Annotated in this window: 27 protein-coding genes; all 27 read left to right on the top strand. The window is 41.5% G+C overall.

What is annotated here, in order from left to right; all coding sequences use genetic code 11:
• The first annotated feature begins 9 nt into the window (after positions 1-9).
• Complete coding sequence (locus tag IGI46_RS03930) at positions 10-1,068, top strand: zinc-binding dehydrogenase (RefSeq protein ID WP_429962184.1); 1,059 nt, start codon at positions 10-12, stop codon at positions 1,066-1,068.
• Positions 1,069-1,239: 171 nt separating this feature from the next.
• On the top strand, positions 1,240-3,330 hold the full coding sequence (locus tag IGI46_RS03925) for a PRD domain-containing protein (RefSeq protein ID WP_429972952.1): 2,091 nt from the start codon (positions 1,240-1,242) through the stop codon (positions 3,328-3,330).
• Positions 3,331-3,527: 197 nt separating this feature from the next.
• Positions 3,528-3,986: a PTS sugar transporter subunit IIA gene (locus IGI46_RS03920; protein ID WP_429972951.1), complete on the top strand. Its 459-nt coding sequence runs from the start codon at positions 3,528-3,530 to the stop codon at positions 3,984-3,986.
• Positions 3,987-4,006: 20 nt separating this feature from the next.
• Complete coding sequence (locus tag IGI46_RS03915; protein WP_207703916.1) at positions 4,007-4,312, top strand: PTS sugar transporter subunit IIB; 306 nt, start codon at positions 4,007-4,009, stop codon at positions 4,310-4,312.
• Positions 4,313-4,333: 21 nt separating this feature from the next.
• Complete coding sequence (locus IGI46_RS03910; RefSeq protein WP_429962180.1) at positions 4,334-4,645, top strand: PTS fructose transporter subunit IIB; 312 nt, start codon at positions 4,334-4,336, stop codon at positions 4,643-4,645.
• Positions 4,646-4,657: 12 nt separating this feature from the next.
• Positions 4,658-6,079, top strand: coding sequence for a PTS galactitol transporter subunit IIC (locus IGI46_RS03905; protein WP_429962179.1), 1,422 nt, complete (start codon positions 4,658-4,660; stop codon positions 6,077-6,079).
• An 11-nt stretch (positions 6,080-6,090) separates the two neighbouring features.
• Positions 6,091-7,152, top strand: a complete 1,062-nt coding sequence (locus tag IGI46_RS03900; protein ID WP_429972950.1) for a galactitol-1-phosphate 5-dehydrogenase — start codon at positions 6,091-6,093, stop codon at positions 7,150-7,152.
• Between the two features lie 15 nt (positions 7,153-7,167).
• Positions 7,168-7,860 carry an L-ribulose-5-phosphate 4-epimerase gene (locus IGI46_RS03895; RefSeq protein WP_429972949.1) on the top strand — a complete coding sequence of 231 codons (693 nt, stop codon included), beginning with the start codon at positions 7,168-7,170 and terminating at the stop codon, positions 7,858-7,860.
• Between the two features lie 73 nt (positions 7,861-7,933).
• Complete coding sequence (locus IGI46_RS03890) at positions 7,934-8,116, top strand: hypothetical protein (protein WP_429962176.1); 183 nt, start codon at positions 7,934-7,936, stop codon at positions 8,114-8,116.
• A gap of 12 nt (positions 8,117-8,128) precedes the next feature.
• Positions 8,129-8,968: a rhamnulose-1-phosphate aldolase gene (gene rhaD, locus IGI46_RS03885; RefSeq protein ID WP_429972948.1), complete on the top strand. Its 840-nt coding sequence runs from the start codon at positions 8,129-8,131 to the stop codon at positions 8,966-8,968.
• A complete protein-coding gene (locus IGI46_RS03880; protein WP_429962174.1) occupies positions 8,961-10,019 on the top strand; it encodes an NAD(P)-dependent oxidoreductase in 1,059 nt (352 codons plus the stop codon). The genes rhaD and IGI46_RS03880 overlap by 8 nt, the downstream gene beginning before the upstream one ends.
• A 184-nt stretch (positions 10,020-10,203) precedes the next feature.
• Positions 10,204-11,004 carry an SDR family oxidoreductase gene (locus IGI46_RS03875; RefSeq protein ID WP_429972947.1) on the top strand — a complete coding sequence of 267 codons (801 nt, stop codon included), beginning with the start codon at positions 10,204-10,206 and terminating at the stop codon, positions 11,002-11,004.
• A 20-nt stretch (positions 11,005-11,024) separates the two neighbouring features.
• Positions 11,025-12,872 (top strand): BglG family transcription antiterminator, encoded by a 1,848-nt coding sequence (locus tag IGI46_RS03870; protein ID WP_429972946.1) that lies wholly within the window; start codon positions 11,025-11,027, stop codon positions 12,870-12,872.
• Position 12,873: 1 nt separating this feature from the next.
• Positions 12,874-13,356, top strand: a complete 483-nt coding sequence (locus IGI46_RS03865; RefSeq protein WP_207703925.1) for a transcriptional regulator GutM — start codon at positions 12,874-12,876, stop codon at positions 13,354-13,356.
• Positions 13,357-13,358: 2 nt separating this feature from the next.
• On the top strand, positions 13,359-13,910 hold the full coding sequence (gene srlA / locus IGI46_RS03860; RefSeq protein WP_207703926.1) for a PTS glucitol/sorbitol transporter subunit IIC: 552 nt from the start codon (positions 13,359-13,361) through the stop codon (positions 13,908-13,910).
• Positions 13,911-13,923: 13 nt separating this feature from the next.
• Positions 13,924-14,934, top strand: coding sequence for a PTS glucitol/sorbitol transporter subunit IIB (gene srlE / locus IGI46_RS03855; RefSeq protein WP_429972945.1), 1,011 nt, complete (start codon positions 13,924-13,926; stop codon positions 14,932-14,934).
• A gap of 38 nt (positions 14,935-14,972) precedes the next feature.
• Entirely contained in the window at positions 14,973-15,326 is a 354-nt protein-coding gene (locus IGI46_RS03850; RefSeq protein ID WP_207703928.1) for a PTS glucitol/sorbitol transporter subunit IIA, read from the top strand.
• Positions 15,327-15,495: 169 nt separating this feature from the next.
• Positions 15,496-16,617 carry a glycerate kinase family protein gene (locus tag IGI46_RS03845; RefSeq protein ID WP_429972944.1) on the top strand — a complete coding sequence of 374 codons (1,122 nt, stop codon included), beginning with the start codon at positions 15,496-15,498 and terminating at the stop codon, positions 16,615-16,617.
• A gap of 48 nt (positions 16,618-16,665) precedes the next feature.
• The gene (mtnK, locus tag IGI46_RS03840) at positions 16,666-17,895 is read left to right on the top strand and encodes an S-methyl-5-thioribose kinase (protein WP_429972943.1); all 1,230 of its coding nucleotides are present in this window, start codon (positions 16,666-16,668) and stop codon (positions 17,893-17,895) included.
• A 5-nt stretch (positions 17,896-17,900) separates the two neighbouring features.
• On the top strand, positions 17,901-18,956 hold the full coding sequence (locus tag IGI46_RS03835) for an S-methyl-5-thioribose-1-phosphate isomerase (protein ID WP_207703931.1): 1,056 nt from the start codon (positions 17,901-17,903) through the stop codon (positions 18,954-18,956).
• A gap of 12 nt (positions 18,957-18,968) precedes the next feature.
• Entirely contained in the window at positions 18,969-19,610 is a 642-nt protein-coding gene (locus IGI46_RS03830) for an L-fuculose-phosphate aldolase (protein WP_429972942.1), read from the top strand.
• Between the two features lie 244 nt (positions 19,611-19,854).
• The gene (locus tag IGI46_RS03825; protein ID WP_429972941.1) at positions 19,855-21,939 is read left to right on the top strand and encodes a BglG family transcription antiterminator; all 2,085 of its coding nucleotides are present in this window, start codon (positions 19,855-19,857) and stop codon (positions 21,937-21,939) included.
• A gap of 30 nt (positions 21,940-21,969) precedes the next feature.
• The gene (locus tag IGI46_RS03820; protein WP_429962165.1) at positions 21,970-22,278 is read left to right on the top strand and encodes a PTS sugar transporter subunit IIB; all 309 of its coding nucleotides are present in this window, start codon (positions 21,970-21,972) and stop codon (positions 22,276-22,278) included.
• Positions 22,279-22,304: 26 nt separating this feature from the next.
• Positions 22,305-23,588, top strand: a complete 1,284-nt coding sequence (locus IGI46_RS03815) for a PTS sugar transporter subunit IIC (RefSeq protein WP_207703935.1) — start codon at positions 22,305-22,307, stop codon at positions 23,586-23,588.
• Between the two features lie 18 nt (positions 23,589-23,606).
• Complete coding sequence (locus IGI46_RS03810) at positions 23,607-24,005, top strand: tetratricopeptide repeat protein (protein ID WP_429972940.1); 399 nt, start codon at positions 23,607-23,609, stop codon at positions 24,003-24,005.
• A gap of 24 nt (positions 24,006-24,029) precedes the next feature.
• On the top strand, positions 24,030-24,896 hold the full coding sequence (locus IGI46_RS03805) for a class II fructose-bisphosphate aldolase (protein WP_207703937.1): 867 nt from the start codon (positions 24,030-24,032) through the stop codon (positions 24,894-24,896).
• A 1-nt stretch (position 24,897) separates the two neighbouring features.
• The gene (locus tag IGI46_RS03800) at positions 24,898-25,515 is read left to right on the top strand and encodes an AAA family ATPase (protein ID WP_429972939.1); all 618 of its coding nucleotides are present in this window, start codon (positions 24,898-24,900) and stop codon (positions 25,513-25,515) included.
• Positions 25,516-25,689: the final 174 nt, after the last annotated feature.

Here is a 25,689-nt window from a genome sequence, read left to right as displayed (position 1 = left end):
TTTATAGTAATGAATAAAATGATGAAAGGTGTCTCAAAGCAGGCACCTGGTTACGATCAAATGGCATTTATCGACTTAGAAATACCAGAAGCAACTGCTGACAAGGTATTGATCAAAGTTGCGTACACCGGCATTTGTGGATCAGATATCCATACCTTTAAAGGTGAATACAAAAATCCAACAACTCCAGTTGTCTTGGGACATGAATTTTCCGGACAAGTCGTTGCAGTGGGTAATCAAGTAAAAAAGGTAAAAGTGGGAGATCGCGTAACCAGTGAAACGACTTTTACTGTCTGCAACGAATGCGACTATTGTAAGGAAAAACAATACAATCTGTGTCCCCACCGTAAAGGGATCGGTACGCAGCAAAATGGCAGCATGGCTAATTATGTTTTAGCTAGAGAAGAAAGCATTCATTTACTGCCGGATGAATTGAGTTATGAGGGGGCGGCTATGAGTGAACCGCTAGCTTGCTGCGTCCATGCCATGTATCAAAAAAGCCGTTTGGAATTGCAGGATAAAATTATCATTATGGGCCCTGGCCCAATCGGTTTATTCCTGTTGCAAATCGCTAAAGATATCGGTGCCTTCGTCATCATGACGGGGATTACCAAAGATGCGCATCGACTTGAGCTGGCAAAAAAAATGGGGGCTGATGTCGTTGTCGATACAATGAAAGAAAATCTAGCCGAGGTTGTTGAGGAAGTCACTGATGGCTATGGTGTTGATAAGGTTTATGATGCTTCAGGAGCCTTGCCGGCTGTTAATGCCAGTTTACCGCTGATGCGCAAGCAAGGAATTTTCGTTCAAGTCGGTCTATTCAGAGATAAAATGAATGAACTGGATTTAGAAACAATTATTCAACGAGAAATTGAGTATGTGGGCAGCCGCTCACAAAATCCTTACGACTGGCCGATTGCGATTCATCTGTTAGCCAAAGGAGCTATCCATATCGATGAAATGATTACTAAAAAATATCCGTTGGAAGAATGGCGTACCGCCTTTGATAAAGTCATGGAGGGCAATGAGATCAAGGTTATGATCGAGTCCAATCCGGATGAGTTTTAAGTAAAATAAGAAGATGATTCAAAATGCCGCCGGGTGTTTTGGGTCATCTTTTTTTGTGAAAATGAGTGTAAAATCAATCAGCTGATCGGTGATTAAATTGAATGATACCGTTTACTAAAATTGGATTTAAGGTTAGACTAGTTGGAAAATGACTTAGGCAGGTGAGTTTAAATGGAATTAGATAATCGCAATGTACAGCTGCTGCAGCTGATTTCTTCCAGTGTACAGATTACGTCCAAAGAGCTGATGGAGAAAAATAAGTTAACTCGGAATCAATTGGATTATTCGATTAAGAAAATCAATGAGTTTTTGAAGGACAATACCTATGAACCGATTATTCGTTCCCGCAAAGGCCATTTTGTGGTTGATGCTAAAGTGGTGGATGATTTTTCTGGTCTAGCGAATAGTGAGAGCCGCTTAAAGGCAACGGAAAGCAGTTTTTTAGATGAAGAATATCGACTGTTAGTGATTTTACTGCTGGTTTTTTCGTCAGATTATTTATCGTTGTATCATTTTTCCGACACATTGGAGGTCAGCAAAAATACGATTGTTTCAGATATTAAGAAGCTGAAGGAATTTTTAGGTAAGCACCGAATTACGATCGAGTATTCTCGTAAAAAAGGATATTATTTTAAGGGAAATGAAGAAATTATTCGCGGTGTGATTCTCTCTATCACAGATAAGGTGATGGAGTCAATTTACAATACGGTGATTTTCCATAAGTATTTGCTGATTTCGGAACAGGAAATTGAAGAAAAACGCAAGTTGATCCGTATGATTGAATCGGAACTGCAGGTACATTATACGGACAACCGGATTCAGACCGCGCCGTATTTTTTGAATTTGCTGACAAAGCGTGTGCGAAATGGACACTTATTGGATCAGCGCTTTGGATCCATTGCTAGAGAGGTAATGGATACTAAGGAGTATGCAGCCATCGTAAAGGTACTGGCTGGGCGCTATGAATTGCCAAAAAGTTACAGTGAGCACTTGTATTTGTGTCTATTTATTCTTTCTTTAAAGGTTACTGATTTAAGCAATATGTTTTCGTTAAACACGGATGCGTTGCGCAGCCATATAACAGATTTTATCGAATTGTTGGAAAAAAATATTGTAATTCAGCTAAATGATAAAGCACAATTGATTGAAAATCTAGCGTTGCATCTGGCACCGGCCTATTATCGGATTAAATATGGTTTGACTAGTGACTATACGATAACAGATTTTGTGAAGACTCAGTTGGATCCTTTATTTTTTATGGTGAAAACTTCAATCGCACCATTAGAGGAATTTTTCCAAGAACGGATTCCTAACGATGAGGTTTATTTAATCACCATGTTTGTGGGAGCTTACATGCAAAAGGAAAAGCCGATTAACGAAAGTAAAACAACGGTTAATGCGATGGTTGTTTGTCCGAATGGTATTATCAGTTCGAAGCTTTTGGAGAATACGTTGGATAATTGGTTTCCTATGATCCGTTTTCTACCAGCTTGCTCAATTCGAGAATTCTACCAACAAGAGAATGAATTGGATGTTCAGTTGATCTTTTCCACGACACCATTGACAACAGAATTGCCGGTGATTGTGGTGGGGAATGACTTATCGACTATGAATAAGAATTTGATCGTCAACGAAGTGATTCAGTTGATTTACAAAATTGACAGCTACAAGCTGCAACCGGATTATACCTTGGCAATTGTTAAGAAGTATGTTGAGCTGTCGCCGGAAATTGAAGAACGAATTCGTAAAGAGCTGCTGATATCCTACAACTCAATCTTCCAAATTCAGGATCAGGAAGTGCTGACAAACCAGAACAAACTACACCTTAGTGATGTTATAACATCGGAAAGTATCGTTTTGCTAGATGGCGAGGAAAGCTGGGAAAGTGTCTTACAGAAAACGACCCAAAACCTAATTGATCGTGATATTGTGGAGCCTCGCTACTTAACGAGTTTACGGGAGCAGTTTCCGGTAGTTGCGCCGAATATTTTACTGGGAAATAGTATCGTTATTCCTCATACTGTTCCAGAAAACGGTACGAAAAGCTTAGGTATGTGCTTTACCAAGGTCAAGCAGGGTTTTCAAAGTGAGGATCAGTGTTTCTATTATGTAGTGGTTATCTCAGCAGTTGATAGAAAGCAGCATATTCAGCCAATGATGGAGCTTTTGAAGATAGCCAGTGATAAAAAAATGCTAGAAAAATTGGCAGCCGCTGACAATAAAGCAGAAATTTTGGCTGTTGTTTCCGCTGTAAAAAAATAGGAAAGCCTCCTCTGAGAACAAAAAATTAGAGGAGCTTTCCTATTTTTTACTAGAATAATCTTTGTTAAATCAACGTTTTCAGCAATTCATACAAGTAATGCTGAATTTGTTGAGTAAAAAGTAATTCCAAAACAAATTCAAAAGAAACCGTTTCCGTGCTATCTTTTCATTAGCAAGACAAGTAAGGAGGAGATAGCGTGCTAAAAAAAGAACTTTTATTTTATAAACTGGTCCCTGATGATTACGAAACACTGGTTCGTTTTCTTGGGGGGAGAATGGAGGAGCTGGGATATGTAAAGGCTAGTTATGTACCCGCAGTCGTTGAGAGGGAAAAAGAATTTCCTACGGGATTAAGCATGGGGAATTATGGAATTGCCATTCCTCATACGGATCGAGAGCATGTGAATCAATCAGTATTGGCGATTGCAACCTTGAAGAAACCGATATATGTCTGCTCTATGATCGATCCAACCAAGGAAGTGGAAGTATCGTTGGTGATCCTGATGGCAGTGGAAGATCCTGATGGTCAGGTAAAAATGCTTAGCAAGCTAATGGGTCTTTTCCAAGACGTGGAGACCCTGAAACAATTGGAGCAATCCAACTCATGTGAAGAAATGTATCGTATTTTATCAAAATTAGAATTAGAAGTCGTTTAAAACAGACAGGAGGAAAAATAATGAAACAGTACAATGTATTATCCGTTTGCGGATCAGGCACAGTCACATCATCAATGGTGGCAGAAAAATTAAGAGAAGCGTTAGAAGAGAAAGGTTATCGTATCACGACAACTGAAGCACGACCAACCGAAGCATTGCAGCTGGCTCAAGGCGGAACCTTTGATTTTATTACCTACACTAGCCCATTACCAGAAGGAGAATATGGTGTCCCCGTGGTTAATGCGATTGGTTTTCTAACTGGCTTTGGCGATGAAGAATTTCTAGAAGAAATTGACGGTGTTTTAGCAGAGCTAGATAAGCAGTAACAGGCATAGGGGGAGACAAAAATGAAGCACTACAAAGTCTTATCGGTGTGTGGATCAGGTACAGTTACTTCGTCAATGGTTGCAGAGAAGCTGCGGGAATCGTCAGAAGAAATGGGATATTTCATTACAACAATGGAAGCACGGCCAACTGAAGCGCTGCAATTAGCTCAAGGAGGAATGTTTGATTTTATCACCTATACCAGTCCATTGCCAGAAGGAGATTATGGAGTGCCAATAGTGAATGCCATGGGATTTTTAACTGGCTTTGTTGATGAATTTTTGGAGGAAGTAGCAGGAGTTCTGGCAGAGTTGGAAAAAAATAAAAACGCGTAAAGGAGTAGTGAGATGTTAGAAACGTTAAAAAATGTGTTTGATACGTTTGGTTCGGCGGTATTTGTACCAGTCATGATTTTTGTTGTTGCAAAGGTTTTGAAGGTTAAAACACAAAAAGCCTTCCTGTCTGGTTTATACGCTGGTGTCGGATTGATGGGCTTTACATTGATTTTGAACTCATATACACCGATTATTTCAGAAGTTGTTCAGCAAATGGTGGATCAGACGGGAATTAATTTACCTGCCTTTGATGTCGGCTGGCAAGCAACCGCATTAGTCGCTTATTCAACAGAAGCGGGCATGATTTACTTAGTGATTGCTTTGGTCTTACAAACCGTTTTATTCTTGGTGAAATGGACCAACGTATTCCAACCATCGGATTTATGGAATAACTATTCTTACATGGTTTGGGGCTCAATGGTTTATCTGGCCACTCGCAACATGATTTTAGCTGTTGGTTTGATGTGTTTACTAAATATGTATAGCCTGCTTCTATCAGAAATGCTGGCGCGAAGATGGTCAACCTATTATAACTATCCTAATTGCACCATCATTGCAATGCACAATATTGAACCAGGTATTTTCGCCTTAATCATGGACCCGGTTTGGAATATGATTGGTTTACACAAGGTACGAATGAATCCGCAAGGGCTGCAAAAGAAACTTGGTTTTTTGGGAGAACCCATTTCGTTAGGTTTGTTTTTAGGGTTATTCTTAGGAATTTTAGGAAATTTCAGCCAATTAGGCAGTTTAGAATCTTGGGGCCAAATTACACAGGTAGGAATTGCTACAAGTGCAGTAATGGCAATTTTTCCGAAAGTAGCGGGAATCTTTGCGCAAGCCTTTAACCCAATTTCACAGGCTGCCAGCAAAAATGTTCGCGGTAACAATAAGGAACGTGAATGGTACCTTGGAGTGAATGATGCAACTGGTTATGGGGAACCAGCGACCTTGATTTCTGGAATTATTTTAATCCCAATTATGGTAGCCTTGGCGATGATTTTACCAGGCAATCAAACCTTGCCAGTAGTTGATTTATTAGCAATTCCGTACATGGTTCAGGCGTTAGTTTGTTTAACTAACGGAAATATTGCAAAAACCTTATTGAATGGTGCTATTTGGTTCAGCTTAGGTTTGTACATGTGTACCTATACAGCACCAATGTTTACAGAAATTGCTCAGACAGTTGGAGTTACTTTACCAGCGGGTGCATTGATGGTAACCAGCTTCAATATTTTAGGAAAACCGATTTTTGGCTTGATTTTCTTAGCGTTCTTAAGTCAAAATCCAATCTTCATTGGTTTAACCATTGTGGCATACTTTGTTGTTTACTTCTTGTTCCGTAAAAATAAGGAAGCTTTTTACGATTACCTTGAACGGGCAGCAGCAAAAAATAATGGGGAACAACCTTCAGGTGAAACAAAAGTAGCATAGGAGATGAAAGCATGGCAAAGCAAATGGAGGCAAGTGTTTTAGTGGCACCAGGAATTTTGGAATATAAAAAAGTGGGAGTTCCAGCCATTAGCGAGAATGAAGTCTTAATTAAAGTAGCTTACGCGGGAATCTGTGGGTCAGATGTGCCCCGCGCAAACTTAGAAAACGGTGCAAGAATATACCCAATCATTTTAGGTCATGAATTTAGCGGTACGGTTGATAAAGTGGGATCAAACGTAACAAAAATCAAGATCGGCGATAAGGTAGCCGTTGCACCATTAATCCCAGATCCTAATTCTGAATATACAAAAGAAGGAAATTATGGGCTTAGTGATAATTATAACATAATTGGTACTGGGAGTAATGGAGCTTTCAGCGAATACGTAGCGGTGCCTGAAGATCATGCAGTAGTCATGCCTGAGGAATTAGATTTACTTTCAGCAGCTGGTGTGGAGCCGGCGACAATCAGCTGGCATGCTTTGCGTCGTGCACAGATTGAGGTAGGAGACATTGTAGCTGTTTTAGGTTGTGGACCGATCGGCCAGTTTGCTATTCAAATTGCTAAAATATTTGGTGCGAAAACCGTGATTGCTGTGGATATTTTTGATGACAAATTAACTTTGGCCAAAGAATTGGGTGCAGATATTACAATCAACAGTAAATCGATTGATTTAGAGCAAGTCATCAAAGAACTAACTGGACTAGGTGTTGACGTAGTGATTGAGACTGCCGGCAGCAAGTTCACGCAAAAACAGTCATTGCTGATTACCCGCAAACATGGTCGGATTGTCTTTGTGGGCATTTCTCATCAGGATTTGCCGTTGTCAGAGGTAGAAGCAGAGCGAATTATGCGGGCTGAGCTGACAGTTACTGGATCATGGAATTCTTATACGGCCCCTTATCCTGGTCGAGCTTGGGAAGCCACCTTGGATGAAATGTCTAAAGGACGTATCAAATTCAAAGAAATGATTTCACATGAAATCTCTTTAAAAGAGCTGCCGGAAGTATTACCGAAGATGTTCAAACGAGAATTAAACTACAACAAGATTGTGGTAGCTGTTCATCCGGAATAAAAAGGAGTATCGATTATGTTAGAGCAATTAAAAGAAGAAGTTTTTCAAGCAAATTTAGAGCTGCCCAAACACGGGTTGATTAAATATACTTGGGGCAATGTCAGTGCGTTTGATAAAGAAACCGAATATTTTGTAATTAAACCAAGTGGTGTTAGTTACGAAAACATGACGGCTGACGACATGGTAGTAGTAGATTTAGAGAACAATGTAATTGAAGGAAAACTGAACCCTTCATCAGACACCCCAACACATGCTGTATTGTACAAAGCTTTCCCTGAAATTGGTGGAATTGTGCATACCCATTCTACTTGGGCAACAATTTGGGCGCAATCTGGATTGGATTGTCCCGCGATGGGCACCACGCATGCAGATACCTTTTATGGTTCAGTTCCTTGTACCCGTTTGCTAACTCAAGAGGAAATAGATGAGGGCTATGAGCATGAAACCGGCAATGTGATTGTCGAAACCTTCAGTCAGAGAGGCATTCAACCAATGGAGATTCCCGGCGTTTTGCTGCATGGACATGGTCCGTTTACTTGGGGCAAAGATGCCAGCAGTGCGGTAATGAATGCGGTAGTTTTGGATGAGGTATGTAAGCTGAATTTGTTTACTCGTCAATTGAATACCTATGCGGAGAATTTGCCGCAACGAGTTTTAGATAAGCATTATTTACGCAAACACGGTGCGAATGCTTATTACGGTCAGTAAGCAACTGCGAGTAACCAGCTCAAGGAGTTGGTTATTCGTCTTTTAAGATTTTTAATGAATAGGAGGGCTACACATGTTAAGTGAACTGTTTACGTTGATTGGCTTCGCTTTTTTTATCAAAATCTTTTTTGATGGTGCTAAGAAAATTATTATCGGTAGCAATGGAGACATTGTCAAAAACAAGACCTACATTATTCACGGGGTTTTAGGCTTTGCCTTTATTATCGTTAGTCGTCTGCTGCTATTGGTTTTATAGGAGGTAGAAAAAGTGAAAATTCACAATATCTTAACAGCGCCTTTTATTCAAGAAATGTGCGAAGCCACCAATCAGCTGTGGCGTTATGGCTGGGCTGAGCGTAATGGTGGAAATATCAGCTATCGGATACCTGCTGAGGAGGTCCGCTATTACTTGTCTTTGGAGCGAAAATTTCCGGTTACGCCGTTGTCTTTTCAGATTCCTGAACTAGCTGGAGAAATCTTCTTAGTTTCGGGGTCAGGCAAGTATTTTAAAAATGTACAGCATAATTCAGCGGATAGTTTGGCTTTGATCCGTATTTCAGAAAATGGTGATAGCTATGAATTATTGTGGGGGCTGGAAAACGGCGATGTGCCGACAAGTGAACTGGCTTCTCATTTGAAATGCCATCAGGTTCGCCTAGCTCAAGATTCGCAGCACCGAGTCATTTTACATACCCATGCCTCGGCTATTTCAGCGATGACCTTTGTCCATCCTTTAGAGGATCGAGCATTTACTAAAACCTTGTGGCAAATGATTACGGAATGTCTGGTAGTTTTCCCGGATGGAGTCGCTGTTTTGCCGTGGATGGTAGCAGGAACCAATGAACTAGGAGAGGCTTCGGCTGCAAAAATGGTAGATTGCCGTATTGTAGTGTGGCCCCATCATGGCATTATGAGTGCTGGTCAATCGATGGATGATGCTTTTGGGTTAATTGAAACAGCCGAAAAAGCAGCTGGGATCTATTTGAAAATCAGCTCGACTAATCAACCAGTGCTGCAAAAAATCACGGATCAGCAATTATGGGATTTGGCCGAGGCCTTTCAAGTTGTACCAAAGGCGGGTGTGTTGGAGGAAAAGGAGCATGACTAAAATTGTAGTGGTAGGGGATCCCTTTGTACCAGCGGAAAGCTTAGTAAGGGTTGCTCAAAAGTTAGACCTCCAGCGGCCCAGCGAAATCAGTGCTTTTGACTGGTATCCTGAATATTCCCGAGAAGCATTTCGTCAGATTGTTAAACAAATTGAACATGAAGGTCCCAATGAATTTCCATTGCCGGAAGGATTGGTAGATGCGATGAAAACGGCAGAGATTCTGCTGGTTCATATTGCGCCAGTTTCTCAAGTGATGCTGCAGGCAGCCGACAATTTACAATTAATCGGGACCTGTCGTGGTGGATTGGAACACATTGATCTGATTGAATGGGGAAAGCATCCCGACGTACAGCTGATTCACGTCATTCGTAATGCTGAGCCAGTGGCGGATTTTACGATTGGATTGATGTACAGTGTGGTGCGAAATATCGCCCGTTCCTTCAAAGAAGTTCAAAATGGTAACTGGCCGCAACATTTTCCCAATGATCCCTACAAAACCTCGCTGTCTAATTTAACAGTTGGACTGATTGGATTGGGCCACATTGGCAAGCGGGTAGTAAAGAAGCTTAATGGCTTAGGTATTCCAGTGATTGCTTACGATGCCTTCGCTGATCAACAAAAGCTGCAAGCTACTGGATACAATCTTCAGCTGACGGATATCAAAACAGTTTTCCGTCAAGCCGATATCGTGTCCTTACATTTGCGAGTGGTACCAGAGACGATAAACCTGATCGATCAGCAGCTCCTGCAGTTAATGAAGCCTAGCGCTTATTTGATCAATACCGCTCGACCAGATATTTTGAACAAGCAGGACTTTTATGATATTTTGGCAACGAAGAAAATTGCAGGTGCCGGAGTTGATGTTGTATGGGAGGAACCGATTTTCCCCAACGATCCATTGTTAAGCTTAGACAATCTAATTATCACCTCTCACATAGCAGGAGACACGATTGATGCCATCGAACGTTCCCCCGATTTATTGCAGCAGGAGCTGAACCATTACCTGCAAACAGGCAATTCTGAACTAAGTATTCCCCATCAAAATCAATAATCTAGTGAAAAACACCTCTTGATGTCAATAAATATTAAGAGGTGTTTCTTTGACCTCCCCACTCTTTTTTCACAAATTCACGAATTAGTTCACGTTTTTTTATCCATCACAAAAAAAGACCGTATTAATTTTGTGATCAAAGGGTTTTATACTTTGGGTGTATTAGAAATAGGAGGAACGGGCTATGACAGATTGGTTAAACATTGCAGGAAAAAAAGTAATTGTGACTGGTGGTTCGTCAGGAATCGGCGCAAGTATCGTGGCAGAATTGTTGGAGGTTGGGGTACAGGTTGCCAACTTTGACTTAAGAGAAGGCAGACAGCAGCATGAGAATCTTCGCTTTTTCGCCACTGACATTTCATCGAGAGAACAGGTGGAAGCAAATGTAGCGAAAGTAGTGGCAGAATTTGGAACGATTGACGGATTGGTGAACAATGCAGGAATCAATGTTCCAAGATTATTGGTGGATAGTAAACAACCGCATGGTGAGTTTGAATTGTCTGATGGTGTTTTCGATAAGATTTTTGCAATTAATCAAAAAGGCCTCTTCTTAATGAGTCAAGCAGTTGCTAGAATAATGGTAGGAAAGAAACAAGGTGTCATCATCAATATGTCTTCTGAAAGTGGGCTGGAAGGTTCTGAAGGACAGAGTGCCTATGCAGCAACCAAGGCAGCTGTTAACAGCTATACCCGTTCTTGGGCGAAGGAACTAGGAAAGCAAGGGATTCGGGTTGTCGGAATTGCTCCAGGAATCATGGAGGAAACGGGCTTACGAACGATCGAGTATGAAACTGCCCTAGCTTACACTCGCGGAATTACAGTTGATGATTTACGCCAAAACTATAGTAAAACCACTACCATTCCTTTAGGCAGAAGCGGCAAATTAAGTGAAGTAGCAGATTTAGTGTGCTACTACCTATCGGATCGGGCAAGTTATATCACTGGTGTTACAACCAATGTCGCAGGTGGTAAAACAAGAGGTTAAGGTGAAAGCGGGGTAATAAGATGGCGTTGGTGAATCGTTGGTATCAAGTATTGCAGCATTTTATTACTCAGGATCGGCTGACTCTGGAAGAGTTGGAGCTGATTACCGATACAACTTCACAAACAGTCAAAAAGACCATTCAACTGCTAAATGAACAGATGGAGCATGTGGCTAAAATAGTCGAAGCCTCTGGCGTTTATCAGTTAAAGGTGATTGATTCAAAGCAATTTGAGGCAGTCATGAATGGCAGCTTGAAGCAGCAGATGGATTTCAATTCCAGCAGTAAACGCATGGCCGTATTGATTGACTGTTTTATGAAACGACGGGATTACGTGGTAATTGATGATCTGTCTGAATTATTGGGGGTTAGTCGGTCAACAGTAAATAAGGACCTGCGGAATTTGAAACAGCTGCTGCAGGAATTTGATGTTTCGCTGATTGGAACCCCAAATAAGGGTTTGCTGCTGCAAGGGCAGGAAGAGAATTTACGGATGCTGTATTTGTACCATGCCTATGACTACTTGGAATATACCAGCTTAAGTGAAACGATTTTATTACTAATCGAAGAAATAGCCATAACCAAAAAACTGGATTTTCGGACTGCTGGCTTGTGGCAAAAAGTAATTGGTTTAACCTTGGATCGGATTCAAGAGGGGAGAACGTTGCCGGCAGCGGTTCCGTATTACGTAAACTATTTTGCGGAAGATGTGCAGGTTGAAGAGTTGCGGGTGACGATTGAGGAAAGCTACAGTGTCACATTGAGTCAGTTTGAATTTGATTTTCTGTGTTTTCCGTTAACTATTTTCAACAACAATGTGGTAGATGAACAAATAGCAGAAAATCCGATTGTTCGACAACTGTTTCAGACGATGATGGCAGCTATTCATGAAGCAGTAATTATCACAATTGACGAAGACGAGCTATTCAGAAATTTGCGGGCTCATTTTATGTTTTTAGTGAACCGAATTATTTTTCGTGTTCAGGCCTATGATATATTCGGTCATGATTTTCGAAATAAGCATGCTTTTGCTTATGAGCTAGCGGATATCGGAATTCGTTCGTTGGCAGACTTTTTACACAAGCCGCAGCGTACGGCAGAAATTTCCTATCTGGCAATTTATTTTGAATTGGCCTTGAAGGCAGATACTAGCGGGAATTTTAAAGAGATTGCGATTGTCTGCAATACCGGAAAGGGAACGGCTTTAATGCTGAAGCGTCAGCTAGGCAATGTATTGGGCCCTAATATTCGTATTGCTCATTATTCTGAGGAAGAATATCAAACCAAAGATCTAAATCGTTATTTTGCTATATTTACAACGATCCCGTTGAAGGAAACTAAAGTTCCGACGACATTAATTAAGCTGACGGATCTTTTTAATGACAATTGGCTTTTAGGCGAGTGGAAACGAATCATGGCTTCAAAGGCAGCTTCATTCGAAAATGTTCACTTCAGCTTTGCAGCATTAGATAGTCAGAAATCTTATGAAGAGAATCTGTTGACAATGCTAAATCAGCTTGAGCTGGAACGCTGGATTGATGCATCCTTTAAAGAATACATCCTGCAGAAATCGCAGGAGGAATCAGCAGTCATTGAAAATGGGATTGCTTTCCCTCATGGAATTAATAATCAAAGTGATCAGATTATTGCTTTTATTGGTTCGTATCCTGAGAAACCATCCATTGAAGAAATTGAATTAGTCTTTTTAGTCGCCATTCCAGTCAATTTGACGATGGAGGCTGAGGATGAGCTGTTAAGTTTTTACGACACCATTTTTACCATTTCTTCCAGTCCGAACCTGCGCAAAAAGGTGAAGGAAGTTACTTCTAAGGAAGAATACACGCAGTTATTAACGAAAGGAGAAGTCTAAGATGAATATCTTTTTTCTAGGTGCTATTGCTCTTGTTGCTTACATTATTCAGACGTTTTTAGGCTTAAAACAAATAAAAAATTTCAATACCGTATATGGTCGGATGCGCCGAAAAGGCAAGGTGGCTATCGGTAGAAGACCTGGAAAGATTGCTTCAGGAACACTTATTCTGTTTGCGGTAGATGCTGCGGGAAAAATTGGTGAGTCAGAAATGATGCAGGGAACTTCGATCCTAGCGCGATTCAAGCCCAAGATGCAATTTGTTGGACTGGATATCCACGAGCTGGCTGAAGATCATCCTGTTTTATTGAAGGAAAATAAATTGACCCGTCAAGCGGTATTGAATGCGCAAAAAGTTTATTTGGAAGTGGAAAAAGGCAATTATCAAGAAAGTCAGCCAGTCTCACCGGCTATGAATGTGGGGCTGCAATTATCAATGCTAAAACAATCAATTCAAACAAAATTTACTAAAGGGAGTGTCTAAAAATGGATTTTCTAATTAAATTCGCAGAAGGCTTTATGGGTCTTTTTCAAACAGGTGCTGAAACATTTATCAGCTGGATGACAGGAATTGTTCCAGTTGTATTACTTTTGATGGTGGCAATGAATACCTTGATTGCCTTTTTAGGGGAGGAGCGAGTAACGAAAGTAGCGCAAGCTTCTTCTAAAAATCCGTTGACCCGTTACTTAATTTTACCGTTTTTGTCAGCCTTCATGCTGGGAAATCCGATGTCCTTTACCATGGCGCGTTTCTTGCCGGAGTACTATAAACCAAGCTATTATGCTTCTCAAGCACAGTTCTGCCACACTAGTAACGGCGTATTTCCTCATATTAATCCAGGTGAGCTGTTTGTTTGGATGGGGATCGCTCAAGGAATTACAGCACTCGGTCTAAATTCAATGGAACTGGCCATTCGTTACATGCTGGTAGGGATTGTCATGAACTTTATCGGTGGTTGGGTAACAGACTTTACGACAGCCTTTGTTTGTAAGCAGCAAGGTGTTGAATTGAGTAAAGACGTTCGGACAGTAGAGTAGAGGAGGAAAAATGATGACTTACAAAAGTATTAAGATTGTTAAAGGCAACGGTGGGTTTGGCGGACCATTAGTCATTACTCCGACAGAAGAAAAACACAAGTTTATTTACGTAACTGGCGGCGGTGAAAAACCGGCGATTGTTGATAAAATTGCAGAATTAACCGGAATGGAACCAGTCAATGGCTTTAAAACCTCTATTCCTGATGAAGAAATTGCTTTAGCAATTATCGATTGCGGCGGAACCTTGCGCTGCGGGATTTATCCTAAGAAAAACATTCCTACAGTAAATATTGTTCCAACTGGCAAAAGTGGTCCTTTGGCACAATACATTACAGAAGAAATTTATGTTTCAGCAGTTGGTGTAGATCAAATTATGCTGGCAGACGAAGGTGAAGCAGCCGCTGCACCGACAGAAGCACCAAAAGAAGCACCAAAAGAAGAAAAGAAATACAAGTATTCTACTGATAAAAAGATTACCGAACAACGGGCGGAGCAGCAAAGTTTTATTGCTAAAATTGGGATGGGTGCCGGAAAAGTTGTAGCTACCTTTAACCAGTCTGCTCGTGAGGGCGTTCAAACGATGATCAACACGGTCATTCCTTTTATGGCTTTTGTATCCTTGTTGATTGGGATTATCCAAGGCTCCGGAATCGGAACGGTTTTTGCCAACATGATGAAGCCCTTGGCAGGCAATGTAATTGGTCTGATCATTATCGGTTTTATCTGTTCACTGCCATTCCTGTCACCATTGTTAGGACCAGGAGCAGTTATCAGTCAGATTTTAGGAACCTTGATCGGGGTAGAAATTGGGAAAGGAAACATTCCTCCGCAATTAGCGTTACCAGCCTTGTTTGCGATCAATACCCAAAATGCGGCTGACTTTATTCCGGTTGGTTTAGGTTTAGAGGAAGCTGAAGCGGAAACAGTTGAAGTTGGTGTACCCTCTGTCTTGTATTCTCGTTTCTTAAATGGTGTACCGCGGGTTGTTGTAGCTTGGCTGGCAAGTTTTGGTATGTACAGTTAAACTAGTAGGTAAAAGTAGTTGTTGGGAGAGATGATAAAATGATTTTTGAGACGCAAGTGACTAATATTGGACCGGAAGCTGAAATGTTCCAAGCCGAAAACATGTTGATATTTTTCGGCGATGAAGCACCAGATACGCTGGCAGATTACTGCTACAATATAGAGCTAAAGGCTTCAACCGATGAGATTCTTCCGGGTATGACTTTTTCGTTTGATGACCAGGCGTACCAAATCACTGCTGTTGGGGATGTTGTGAAGAAAAACCTAGATGATTTAGGCCACATTACCCTGCGTTTTGATGGGTCAACGGAAGCAGAATTACCAGGCACCCTTTATGTAGAAGCAAAAGAAATGCCGACGATTCAAGTCGGAACGAACATTAGTATTCAGTAAAAAGTGTTGCAAGCTCCCTCAGCTTTGAGACGATTGGCTGAGGATTCGCGAAAACGGATACTTGCTCCACACCTTAAAAAAATACCTTCTTGGAAAAGCTTTGCATTTTTGTTTAAGAAATGTAAGACTTGAACCAAGAAGGTATTTTTTATGAGGAGGAAAGTGCAAAATGAAGGTATTAATCATGCCTGACTCTTTTAAAGGGAGTCTATCGGCACCAGAGGTTGCAGCTGCTGTTCAAAAAGGGTTGACCAGAGTATGGTCAGAGGCAGAATATCTTACGTTACCTGTTGGTGATGGTGGAGAAGGTACCTTGGATGCTCTAATCAGCAGCTTGAATCTAAAGACTGCTGAGATTGAAGTGACGGGGCCATTTGGCGATAAAATTGTGATGCGCTATGGTTTTAAGGGACAGCAAGCCTTTTTTGAAATGGCTGATTTGGTTGGTCTGCCTCAAATACCTGCTGAGCAGCGGTTCCCTTTACGTTTACAGACGAACGGGTTAGGAGAACTATTGGTTTATCTAGTGCAGCAGAACTTTACAGAGATTGGGATTGGTGTGGGGGGAAGTGCCAATGTTGATGGCGGGATTGGCTTTGCTGCTGGACTAGGCTATCGTTTCTTAGATGAAGAGGGCAAAGAGCTATTGCCAATTGGCGAAAATTTGGCTAAGGTTGCCAAAATTGACGACGAGGGTGTTTTTTCTGAGCTAAATCAGGCAACGGTCAAAATTATTAATGATGTAAAGAATCCTCTTTGCGGTGAACAGGGGGCGGCTGCTGTTTTTGGTCCCCAAAAAGGATTGCGGGAAGAAGAAATAAAAGTAACCGATGAAGCCTTGCAGAGCTTTTATCAATTGGCAGCACCAGAAGTCTTGGCGTTGTCAGGGGCTGGTGCTGGCGGTGGTATCGCTGCTGGCGTGGTAGCTTTTGCTCAAGGCCAGATTGTATCAGGGATCGGTTATGTTTTGGATTTGATGGATTTTGAAGAGACCGTAAAGGACGCTGATTTAGTTATCGTTGGTGAGGGTCGTATGGATCAACAAAGTCTTTCTGGTAAAGCGCCGGTAGGAATTGCTCAGCGAGTACCAAAGGAAATTCCGGTGATTGCTCTGTGTGGAAGTGTGGACAAAGGATTGACCAATACTGCAGCGGCTGGGATCACAGCGGCGTTTCCTATTTTGCATCAGCCAGAGGAATTGTCAGCAGCTTTAGCAGATACTGAAGCTAATCTAATTCGAACGGCAGAAAGTGTCGCTAGTTTTTATCAAAAATTAGTTGAAAAATACTAAGCAATCGTTGAAGCGAAGGTTGCAATTCAAAGAAAGTAGGCGGAATTCATGCAAGTACGGCTTGCAAAAAATCCTCGTTATCAAAAACACTTTTTGATGGATCAAGCAGCAATTGCTGATTATGTAGTCAATGAACTACAGCTGTTTCCTTCAATTGAAGAGCTGAGCGTGGCTGAAATTGGTGACGGAAATATTAATTATGTCTTTCGAATTATGAATCAGAGAACTGGGGAAAGTGTGGTTATTAAACAGGCAGACAAGCTGCTGCGCTCTTCTGGCCGGCCGCTATCAATTGATCGCAGCCGGATTGAAGCAGAAATTTTGCTTTGGCAAAATGAGTTGGCGCCAGATTATGTGCCAAAGGTTTACCATTTTGATCCACAAATGTATGCTTTAATTATGGAAGATATTTCCACGTACCACAATATGCGCTATCAGCTGATTGATCAGCAGGTTTTTCCTCATTTCAGCGAAGAGATATCTGATTATCTAGCAGAGACCCTATTGCCGACGACTGACCTGATTTTAGCGCGGGATGTAAAAAAGCAAAAGGTACGGGATTTTATTAATAGTGAGATGTCGGACATTAGTGAGGATTTGGTCTTTACCGAGCCGTATAATAACTATAAGCAGCGAAATATCATCACCCCTGGTAATCAGGAATTCGTGGCGGAAAACTTGTATCAAAATGCTCCGCTGCAATCCGAGGTAGCTTGGCTGAGGAACAATTTCATGAACAATGCTCAGGCTTTGATCCACGGGGATTTGCATACCGGCTCTATCTTTATTAATCAGACGGGATTAAAGGTCATTGATCCTGAGTTTGCATTTTATGGTCCGATTGGCTATGATATCGGCAATGTGTTGGCTCATTTGTATTTTCCAATGGTCGAAAATATGTTAAAAAAACAGTCCAACAAGGCTTTTGATCAATGGAGCCAGTCGGCTATTCAAGAAGTTTATGACAAAACCAGAGCAAAATTCGAAGCGATTTATGATCAGCAGGTTCATTGTTCCTTGTACCGCAATGAAGCGTTTGAACAAAGTATGCTGGATGCCATTTTTGCCGATGCTTTAGGCTACGCTGGAACTGAAATTATCCGGCGAGTGGTTGGTGACTCAAAGGTAAAAGAATTGAGCCTGCTAACACAGACAGAAGCCCAGCTGAAAATTGAGCGCTTATTGATCAAAATTGGGATTCAATTGATTATTGATCGCCGGAAGATCACCAGCGGCCAGCAATTAATCAAACATGTGAACGAATTAAAGGAGCGATAAGTCAAATGGAACGACAAGATACAGAGATGCCTACGTTATTGCAATACGAGAACGTGGCTTGGTATGAAGCAGGCAAGGTCCGAATTTTGGACCGCCGCATCTACCCAACTCGCGTAGAATTTGTGGAATGTACCACTTATCAGGAGGTAGCTCAGGCGATTACCGATATGGTAACGCAAAGTGCCGGACCGTATACAGCTGCGGGAATGGGCATGGCTTTAGCTAGTAATCAAAGTAAGGACTTAGCTCCTGAGGAACAAATTGCTTATTTGCAGGAAGCCTCCGAAACCATTGCAACAGCTCGTCCGACTACTGCGAATCGCATGCGATTAATCACGGAAAAATGTTTACGGGTAGCGGAAGCAGCCCTAACTATTGGGCATGACCCTACTGAGTCTATCAAGCAAAATACGATTGATTCTCTAAATCGTCGGTATTTTACTATGAGCAAGGTAGCAAAATATTTAATCGACAAAATTCCTGACGAGGGTACGGTACTCACCCAATGCTTTGGTGAAACAATTATCGGAACTCTATTACGGGAAGCTAAGCAGCAGGGCAAACAGCTGCGTTTTTTCTGTGCTGAAACGCGACCTTATTTACAAGGGGCGCGCCTAACTGCCAGCTGTTGTGCTGAAATGGGCTTTGAAACGACTGTTGTTTCTGACAATATGATTGCCTATCTTATGACCCATGAAAAAATTGATATTTATACTTCTGCAGCTGATACGATTGCTCAAGACGGTTACATAGCCAATAAAGTGGGGACGTATCAGATTGCGCTGTTGGCTAATCGCTTTGGGATTCCCTATTTTGTGACGGGGATTCCTGATGCGGATAAAAAGACGCGCGAAAGCATTAAAATCGAAATGCGGAACCCGGAGCAGGTACTGGAAATGAATGGTATCAAGCATACTTTGCCTGGTGTTATAGCGATTTATCCTTCCTTTGATGTGACGCCGCCAGAATTAATTGGTGGAATTGTTACCGATCGCGGCATCTTTTCGCCTTATGATTTAGCCAGCTACATGAAAGTGAACCCAGAAAATACATTTTATTAAGGATGAGAAAAAATGAATTATTTAAAAGAACGGGAAGCGATTGTTGAATACGGCAAGAAGCTGATTACTGAAGGGTTAACGTCAGGTACTGGCGGCAACATCAGTCTCTTTTTAAGAGAGGAAGGTGTTATGCTGATCAGCCCTAGCGGCATTCCCTACTTTGATACCAAAATGGAAGATATTGTCGTGATGGATTTAGAAGGGACTATCGTTGAGGGCGACCGCAAGCCTTCGAGTGAATACGACTTGCATGCTATTTTTTACCGCAATCGTCCAGATGTTAATAGTGTGGTTCACACGCATTCTGAATATGCCACCACTTTTGCTTGTTTGCAGCAGGAAATTGAACCGCTGCATTACATCATCGGCTCGATTGGAGAAAAGGTTCGTTGTTGTGAGTATTGCACCTTTGGCAGCTATGAATTAGCCGAAGAAGCCTATAACAAAATTGGTAAAGATAAAGGAATTTTGTTAGGAAATCATGGTGTTTTGACGATTGGCAGTACGTTGTCTCAGGCTTTTGAAATCGCTAAAGATATTGAATTTATCGCAAAATTAAATTACCGTGCGCGCTGTATTGGCACCCCTGTTTTATTGAACAAGGAACAGCTGGCGGAAGCAGTGGAAAAATTCGGCACATACGGGCAGCAGTAAGAAAAGCACTTCTTAAAAGCAGGACTCTCATTAACAGAGTATTTTTGTTAATGAGGGTCTTTTTTCTATCATTTATTAAACATAAAATAACGTTGTTTGGACGTTGGGAACTGATGGAGGGTTTGCTAAAAAATCAGCAAACCAATCAGAGCGCTTACATTTTTGCACAAATATGTGGCAATAATCTCTACTTATCAAGAATTGTTGCCGCCTATATACTTTGTTTAGACGAGGGGATAAGAACATGAAAGATCGAACGATTAACATTCTAAAGCTTTTTATAACTACTGACTATCCTTTGGACTTGCCAGCACTGGAGGAGAAATTCCACATCAGTGCTCGCACCATTCGCAATGAATTGAAGGAAATCAATGCCTTTTTAGTACAGAAAAAATTTCCTGAAATTGAAAATGTTCGCAAAAAAGGATACCAGCTGGTTCTGTCAGCTGATCAGCGAAAGCAATTGAACGAATTTACTAAGAAGGTGGGAACCCCCGAGTATCTGGAAAGAGAAAATCGGATTTTTGATTTGATTTTAGCTTTTTCCTTAGGCCAACGCCCGGTTTTTCTCTATCAAAAGGAAGAGGAGTATCTCATCTCTAAAAGTACCTTGGATGAAGACATGCGGCGGGTTCGAACGACGTTGCAAACCTACGGAATTGAAGTATTAAGCATTGCTAAGCAGGGAATTGTGCTTCGTGGAGCGGAACGGTCCATCCGCACGATGATCTATGACATCATTAACGACACGGTTGGGGTGATTGATCCAGAGAAGGAACATTTATCCTCGTTAAATCGTTCGATTCTTGACCAGTATATTCCGCTGTCGCTTTTGCAGAAGCTGGATCAGCTGTACGACCAATCTATCTCATCGGTTGAAGACAATATCTACCGAAATCAGTTAATTGTTTTTACCGCTGTGTGGCTCAGCCGCTTTCTAAGGCAGGATATGATTGCCAGTACCGCTTGGGAAGTTGTAGATACACCACAAAGTGAAATTCGTGATTATGTGAATGCGATCTGTAATAAATTTGTAATTCATCCGCCGGAAATTGAAATTAAGTACATTGTGTTTATGCTGAATACCTTCAACTCGCGGGATATGAACAATTCTATCGAATGGGTGCAGGCTCAACTGCTATCGATTCAACTGATCAAATTTGTTGAAACGCAAACCAAAATTCCTTTTTCTCGCAAGGAGGAAGTCCTGCAGGAAGGCCTGTATAAGCACATCGCCGGATTAATTAATCGGGTAAAAAGCGATGTTCAAATTGTGAATCCCTTAAAAGAAAATATTCAAAAGAACTACGGCAATATTTACACAGCTATTCAGCAATTCACACCAGAAATTGAGAAATGGACCGGGAAAAAATTAAGTGAAGATGAAATCGCTTTTCTAACCATTCATTTTTCTACCTCGGTTAGTGCGATTAATCAGGATCTTCATTACGTCTACAAAGCGGTGGTGATTTGCAACCACGGAATGGCAACGGGAAAACTGCTGTCGGAAAACTTAAAGGAGCTTTTCAATATTGAAGTATTAGCAGTATTAAGCTCTCGAGAGATCGACTTGATCGATAAGCTGGATGTGGATCTAGTATTTTCCACCGTTCATGTTTCTTACGATAAGAAGCCGCTGCTAGAGCTGGACCCGATTATCAAGGAAGAAAGCAAGAAGAGGATTCAGCAATTTTTAACGGAGAACAGCAAATATAAACGTTTGATTAACAACAGCAACGATTCTACTCACTTGTTTTACACCTTGATTGACATTATTGAACGAAGCCAAGGTCAGGTGAATGGTGAAATTTATAAAGAATTGGAAATAATTTTTGATCAAAATCATTTAGTGATCAATAAAAAGGAGATTCAGCCAATGTTGAAAGATGTGTTAAAGGACAGTGCCATTCTGTTGAAGCAGCCTGTTCACGATTGGGAGGAAGCAATTGAGAATGTAGCTGAGCCTCTATTGAAGGAAGCAGTGATTGAAAAAAGTTATGTGGAGGCCATGATTCAATCGGTCAAGGAGTTCGGACCTTATATTGTGATAGGCAAGCATATCGCGTTAGCCCATGCTCGACCGGAAGATGGTGTAAATCGCTTGGGTCTTAGTGTAGCCACACTAGAAACACCAGTGGAATTTGGCAACGACAGCAATGATCCAGTCAAAATCGTTTTTTGTCTGGCGGCAGTGGATTCCTTCTCCCACTTAAATATCATGAAAAGCTTGGTGGAGTTAATTAACGACGAGGATAAGATTGATCGATTAAGCGAGTTCACCGACGTAGAAGAGTTTAAAGCAGTGTTGTTCAGTGAAGCAGGGAAATAATTTAAAAAATAGAATGGAGCGAAAATGATTATGGGTAAAAGAGTAGAGATTTTATTTGTTTGTGGTGCGGGGCTGGGCAGCAGCTTTGCGGCTCAAATGGCAGCGGAGGATGTTTTAAATGCACACAATGTCGATGCAAAATTGGATCATGTAGATATTTCAACGGCTGCTTCGGTTCAGCCGGATGTAATTATTACTGCCACTAATTTCCAATCACAGTTTGAAAAGTTTTCGATTGATGAAAGCAAAACGGCAATTGTTTTCTTAAAGAATATCGTCTCAAAAGCAGAAATCGAAGAAAAATTATTACCAGTTTTAGCAGAAAAAGGCGCTTTGTAAAAAATTAGCATAAAGGAGACAAAACAATGGGTGTAGTGAATTTTATTATTCAAAATATTTTGACACAGGCCTCAATCACAATTGCGTTAATTGCCATGTTGGGTTTGGTCCTGCAAAAGAAATCCGTGGGACAAGTCATTTCGGGTACCTTGAAAACCTTGCTGGGCTTCCAGGTGTTAAGTGCCGGCTCCAGTATTATCGTGGGCAGTTTAACCTACTTCGGTGAAATCTTCACAGCCGGCTTCAATATGCAGGGGATTATTCCTTCCATTGAAGCAATTAATGGACAGGCGATGAACGAATTAGGTTTAGGTCGCGATATTGCGTTAACCTTTTTAGCCATTTTTGTTTTTAATATTGTCATTGCTCGCTTCACTAAATGGAAATATATTTTCTTAACTGGTCAGGCAATTTTATGGATGGCTACGATGACAACTGTCTTTGGTTATTTCTCTGGTCTGCGGGGAATCGTGTTGATTCTAGTCGGCGGATTTGTTGGTGCTGTCTTTGCCGTTGCTATGCCGGCAATTGCTCAGCCGATTATTCGTAAGATTACTGGTTCCAATGATATTGCCTTAGGTCACTTTTGTACGATTGGTTACATGTTTGAAGCTGGGGTTGCTTACATTTTCGGTGAAAAAGGCGAAAACAAAAAATCAATCGAAGACATCAATCTGCCAAAATCCTTTGAATTCTTGCAAGATACTTATCTATCGGTGATGGTAGTCATGGTGCCGTTGTACATTATCACTGCTGCCTTCGCTGGAGCAGGAGCTGTAGACACTGGTTCTCAACATTACTTGATGTACGCGTTCTTGCAAGCAATCCAGTTCGTCGTTGGGGTTTATGTCCTGCTATCTGGCGTCCGTCTGTTATTAGGAGAAATCGTGCCAGCCTTCCGCGGAATCGCTATGAAGCTTGTGCCGAATGCAGTGCCAGCCCTAGATTGTCCGGTATTCTTCCCATACTCACCAAACGCAGTTATTTTAGGCTTCATTACAACAACGATTGGTACGATTATCGCCATGTTTGTTTTACCGATGTTCGGTTTAGCTATGATTCTGCCAGGAATGTTAACGAACTTCTTTGCTGGTGGTACCGCCGGAATCTTCGGAAATGCAGTTGGTGGACGACGAGGTGCAATTATCGGTGGGATCGCTCACGGGTTCTTTATCACCTTATTGCCAGCTTTATTAGTAACAATTTTCAATCAAATGGGCTTCGTCAATGCCACCGCAACCGATGTTGATACTGTTACGGTCGCTCTATTGTACGCATGGATCTTAAGCCCCATCTTAAAAGCCTTTTAGGCTGGAAAGGAGTACCTTATGTTTGGCTTTTTCAAAAAGAAAGAAAAGAAAGCAGCTGAGGTAGTAGAAACAGCTTTGACTGAAGAGGAAAAGCAAGCCTTAACAGTCAAGCTTCAGGAATTAGCCGCTCAAATTGAAGCGGCTGATCCAGCAGAAAAAGAAGAGCTGGCTCAATTACATGAACAGCTGGGTCTCACCTATGCAGAATTAGAAGAGACAGAGCAGGCCATCAAAGAATTAGAAACCAGTCTCGAGTACAAACTCACCATCAAGGACGGCTACAAAAAGTTAATGAGTCTCTACAACGCCAAGCGAGCTGAAGCTGCCCGCAACGGCGACGATGCAGGGATTGATTATTATATGGGCAAGATGGACGACATGCGCCAGATTGCCAAGAAGGTCACCATTAGCGGATAAAAAAGAAAAGAAGGTATTGTATACATGTATAAAACACTTAAAGAAGTCACTCAAACTGCCACAGAATTAAACATGACCATTGGCGCCTTTAACACTCATAATTTGGAAATGCTGCCGGAAATGATTCGGGCCGCTAAAGAAATGGGCGCACCGATTATTATCCAAACCAGTATCGATACAGCCAAGTACATCGGGTATAAGGTCATGGTGGCTGTGGTCAAGGAAATTGCAGAGGATGAAATGGTAGATGTCTGCCTGCATTTGGATCATGCACGAGACTTTGACGAAATCAAAGCGGCCATCGATGCCGGTTACTCTAGCGTAATGTACGATGGCTCCCATTTACCCTTTAAAGAAAATATTGCCAAAACCAAAGCCGTTGTTGAATATGCCCATGCCCATGGTGCTTCAGTGGAGGGGGAATTAGGCACCATCGGCGGAACCGAAGAAGGAATTTCAGTTGCAGAAGACGATAAGGTTTATACGAAACCTGCCGATGCAGTAGAATTTGTCGAACAAACCGGTGTAGATGCACTAGCAATTGCCATTGGAACCAACCATGGTCAATTCAAATCCAAAACGGAAGTCAATATTCCTTTATTAAAAGAAATCCATGCAGTTGTCGATATTCCATTAGTCGTACATGGCGGTACTGGAGTAAAAGAAGAAGATTACCCTGAACTAATCAACCACGGCATTCGCAAGTTTAATGTCGGAACCGAATTGCTGGTAAATTGGACCAAAACTGCGAAAGAATCCTTTGCAGAAACCGAAGTCAACAAATCTCTGCGCCATAATGTAATCCCGGCAAATATCAAGGTAAAAGAAATTGTTAAACACAAAATCGGACTTTTTATGAACGTAGACAGTCCGCTAACCTTGAAAAAATAAGATGAAAAAATACCTGATCTTACTGGCAGGGAGTCCAGCAACCGGCAAAACCTATTTAATTAATGAAATCAAAAAGGTGCTGCCGGAGCTGTTCGTCATTACCCCAGATGAAGGCAAAGAGATTCTAGCAGATTCAGTTGGGTTTAACAGCCTAGCAGAAAAAGCGGCATTAGAACAAAAAGTCTGGAAGTTTTATTATGGGGTATTGGATTTATATATGAAAGCAGGCAAACGGGTAATCCTTTCAGAGTATCCCTTCAGTCAAAAGCAGGCGCCTAACTTGCAGGCGTTAGCAGAGAAACATGACTATCATATCATTACCATTCGTTTAGTGGCTGATTTCGACGTTCTTTGGCAGCGGCGAAAGGTAAGAGATGTGGCGGATGATCGTCATTTAAGCCACATTATGACCCACTACCATTTTGGCGATCAGCTTGCCGAACGTACTCAAGCGGACGCATTGATTACCGAAGAAGCCTTTCGCCAGATAATCAGCGATCGGCGCTACCACCAATTTCAATTAGGGGAATTAGTCGAGTTTGATGTTTCAGACTATGAAAAAGTAGATTATCAACCATTTATTCAAGCGTTGAAGAAACGGATTGAGGAAGATCGATAAGGAATATCTAAAGTCTTTCATCATCAACGGCTCTTACTTTGAGCAGCTGTCTTAGCTTGTATACGATAGTATGATTGTTGGCTTAAAAAAGGCAACCGGCCAAGAACAAAAGGATATGGATTACCGTCACGCGAATATGGAATAAGCAAAGCAGCAGCAGGTCCCTAAAAAAGT

It is taken from the genome of Enterococcus sp. AZ163 (assembly GCF_050498925.1).
GTDB classification, from domain to species: Bacteria; Bacillota; Bacilli; order Lactobacillales; family Enterococcaceae; genus Enterococcus_A; species Enterococcus_A ferrettii.
Note: the sequence above shows the minus strand (reverse complement) of the source record. Positions and strands in the feature narration are given on the sequence as shown.

What these genes read in the sequence shown, in the direction of transcription:
- IGI46_RS03930 (WP_429962184.1), top strand. Translation starts at nt 10, where the DNA reads ATGAATAAAATGATGAAAGGTGTCTCAAAGCAGGCACCTGGTTACGAT.
- IGI46_RS03925 (WP_429972952.1), top strand. Translation starts at nt 1,240, where the DNA reads ATGGAATTAGATAATCGCAATGTACAGCTGCTGCAGCTGATTTCTTCC.
- IGI46_RS03915 (WP_207703916.1), top strand. Translation starts at nt 4,007, where the DNA reads ATGAAACAGTACAATGTATTATCCGTTTGCGGATCAGGCACAGTCACA.
- IGI46_RS03910 (WP_429962180.1), top strand. Translation starts at nt 4,334, where the DNA reads ATGAAGCACTACAAAGTCTTATCGGTGTGTGGATCAGGTACAGTTACT.
- IGI46_RS03905 (WP_429962179.1), top strand. Translation starts at nt 4,658, where the DNA reads ATGTTAGAAACGTTAAAAAATGTGTTTGATACGTTTGGTTCGGCGGTA.
- IGI46_RS03900 (WP_429972950.1), top strand. Translation starts at nt 6,091, where the DNA reads ATGGCAAAGCAAATGGAGGCAAGTGTTTTAGTGGCACCAGGAATTTTG.
- IGI46_RS03895 (WP_429972949.1), top strand. Translation starts at nt 7,168, where the DNA reads ATGTTAGAGCAATTAAAAGAAGAAGTTTTTCAAGCAAATTTAGAGCTG.
- IGI46_RS03890 (WP_429962176.1), top strand. Translation starts at nt 7,934, where the DNA reads ATGTTAAGTGAACTGTTTACGTTGATTGGCTTCGCTTTTTTTATCAAA.
- IGI46_RS03880 (WP_429962174.1), top strand. Translation starts at nt 8,961, where the DNA reads ATGACTAAAATTGTAGTGGTAGGGGATCCCTTTGTACCAGCGGAAAGC.
- IGI46_RS03875 (WP_429972947.1), top strand. Translation starts at nt 10,204, where the DNA reads ATGACAGATTGGTTAAACATTGCAGGAAAAAAAGTAATTGTGACTGGT.
- IGI46_RS03870 (WP_429972946.1), top strand. Translation starts at nt 11,025, where the DNA reads ATGGCGTTGGTGAATCGTTGGTATCAAGTATTGCAGCATTTTATTACT.
- IGI46_RS03865 (WP_207703925.1), top strand. Translation starts at nt 12,874, where the DNA reads ATGAATATCTTTTTTCTAGGTGCTATTGCTCTTGTTGCTTACATTATT.
- srlA (WP_207703926.1), top strand. Translation starts at nt 13,359, where the DNA reads ATGGATTTTCTAATTAAATTCGCAGAAGGCTTTATGGGTCTTTTTCAA.
- srlE (WP_429972945.1), top strand. Translation starts at nt 13,924, where the DNA reads ATGACTTACAAAAGTATTAAGATTGTTAAAGGCAACGGTGGGTTTGGC.
- IGI46_RS03850 (WP_207703928.1), top strand. Translation starts at nt 14,973, where the DNA reads ATGATTTTTGAGACGCAAGTGACTAATATTGGACCGGAAGCTGAAATG.
- IGI46_RS03845 (WP_429972944.1), top strand. Translation starts at nt 15,496, where the DNA reads ATGAAGGTATTAATCATGCCTGACTCTTTTAAAGGGAGTCTATCGGCA.
- mtnK (WP_429972943.1), top strand. Translation starts at nt 16,666, where the DNA reads ATGCAAGTACGGCTTGCAAAAAATCCTCGTTATCAAAAACACTTTTTG.
- IGI46_RS03835 (WP_207703931.1), top strand. Translation starts at nt 17,901, where the DNA reads ATGGAACGACAAGATACAGAGATGCCTACGTTATTGCAATACGAGAAC.
- IGI46_RS03830 (WP_429972942.1), top strand. Translation starts at nt 18,969, where the DNA reads ATGAATTATTTAAAAGAACGGGAAGCGATTGTTGAATACGGCAAGAAG.
- IGI46_RS03825 (WP_429972941.1), top strand. Translation starts at nt 19,855, where the DNA reads ATGAAAGATCGAACGATTAACATTCTAAAGCTTTTTATAACTACTGAC.
- IGI46_RS03820 (WP_429962165.1), top strand. Translation starts at nt 21,970, where the DNA reads ATGGGTAAAAGAGTAGAGATTTTATTTGTTTGTGGTGCGGGGCTGGGC.
- IGI46_RS03815 (WP_207703935.1), top strand. Translation starts at nt 22,305, where the DNA reads ATGGGTGTAGTGAATTTTATTATTCAAAATATTTTGACACAGGCCTCA.
- IGI46_RS03810 (WP_429972940.1), top strand. Translation starts at nt 23,607, where the DNA reads ATGTTTGGCTTTTTCAAAAAGAAAGAAAAGAAAGCAGCTGAGGTAGTA.
- IGI46_RS03805 (WP_207703937.1), top strand. Translation starts at nt 24,030, where the DNA reads ATGTATAAAACACTTAAAGAAGTCACTCAAACTGCCACAGAATTAAAC.
- IGI46_RS03800 (WP_429972939.1), top strand. Translation starts at nt 24,898, where the DNA reads ATGAAAAAATACCTGATCTTACTGGCAGGGAGTCCAGCAACCGGCAAA.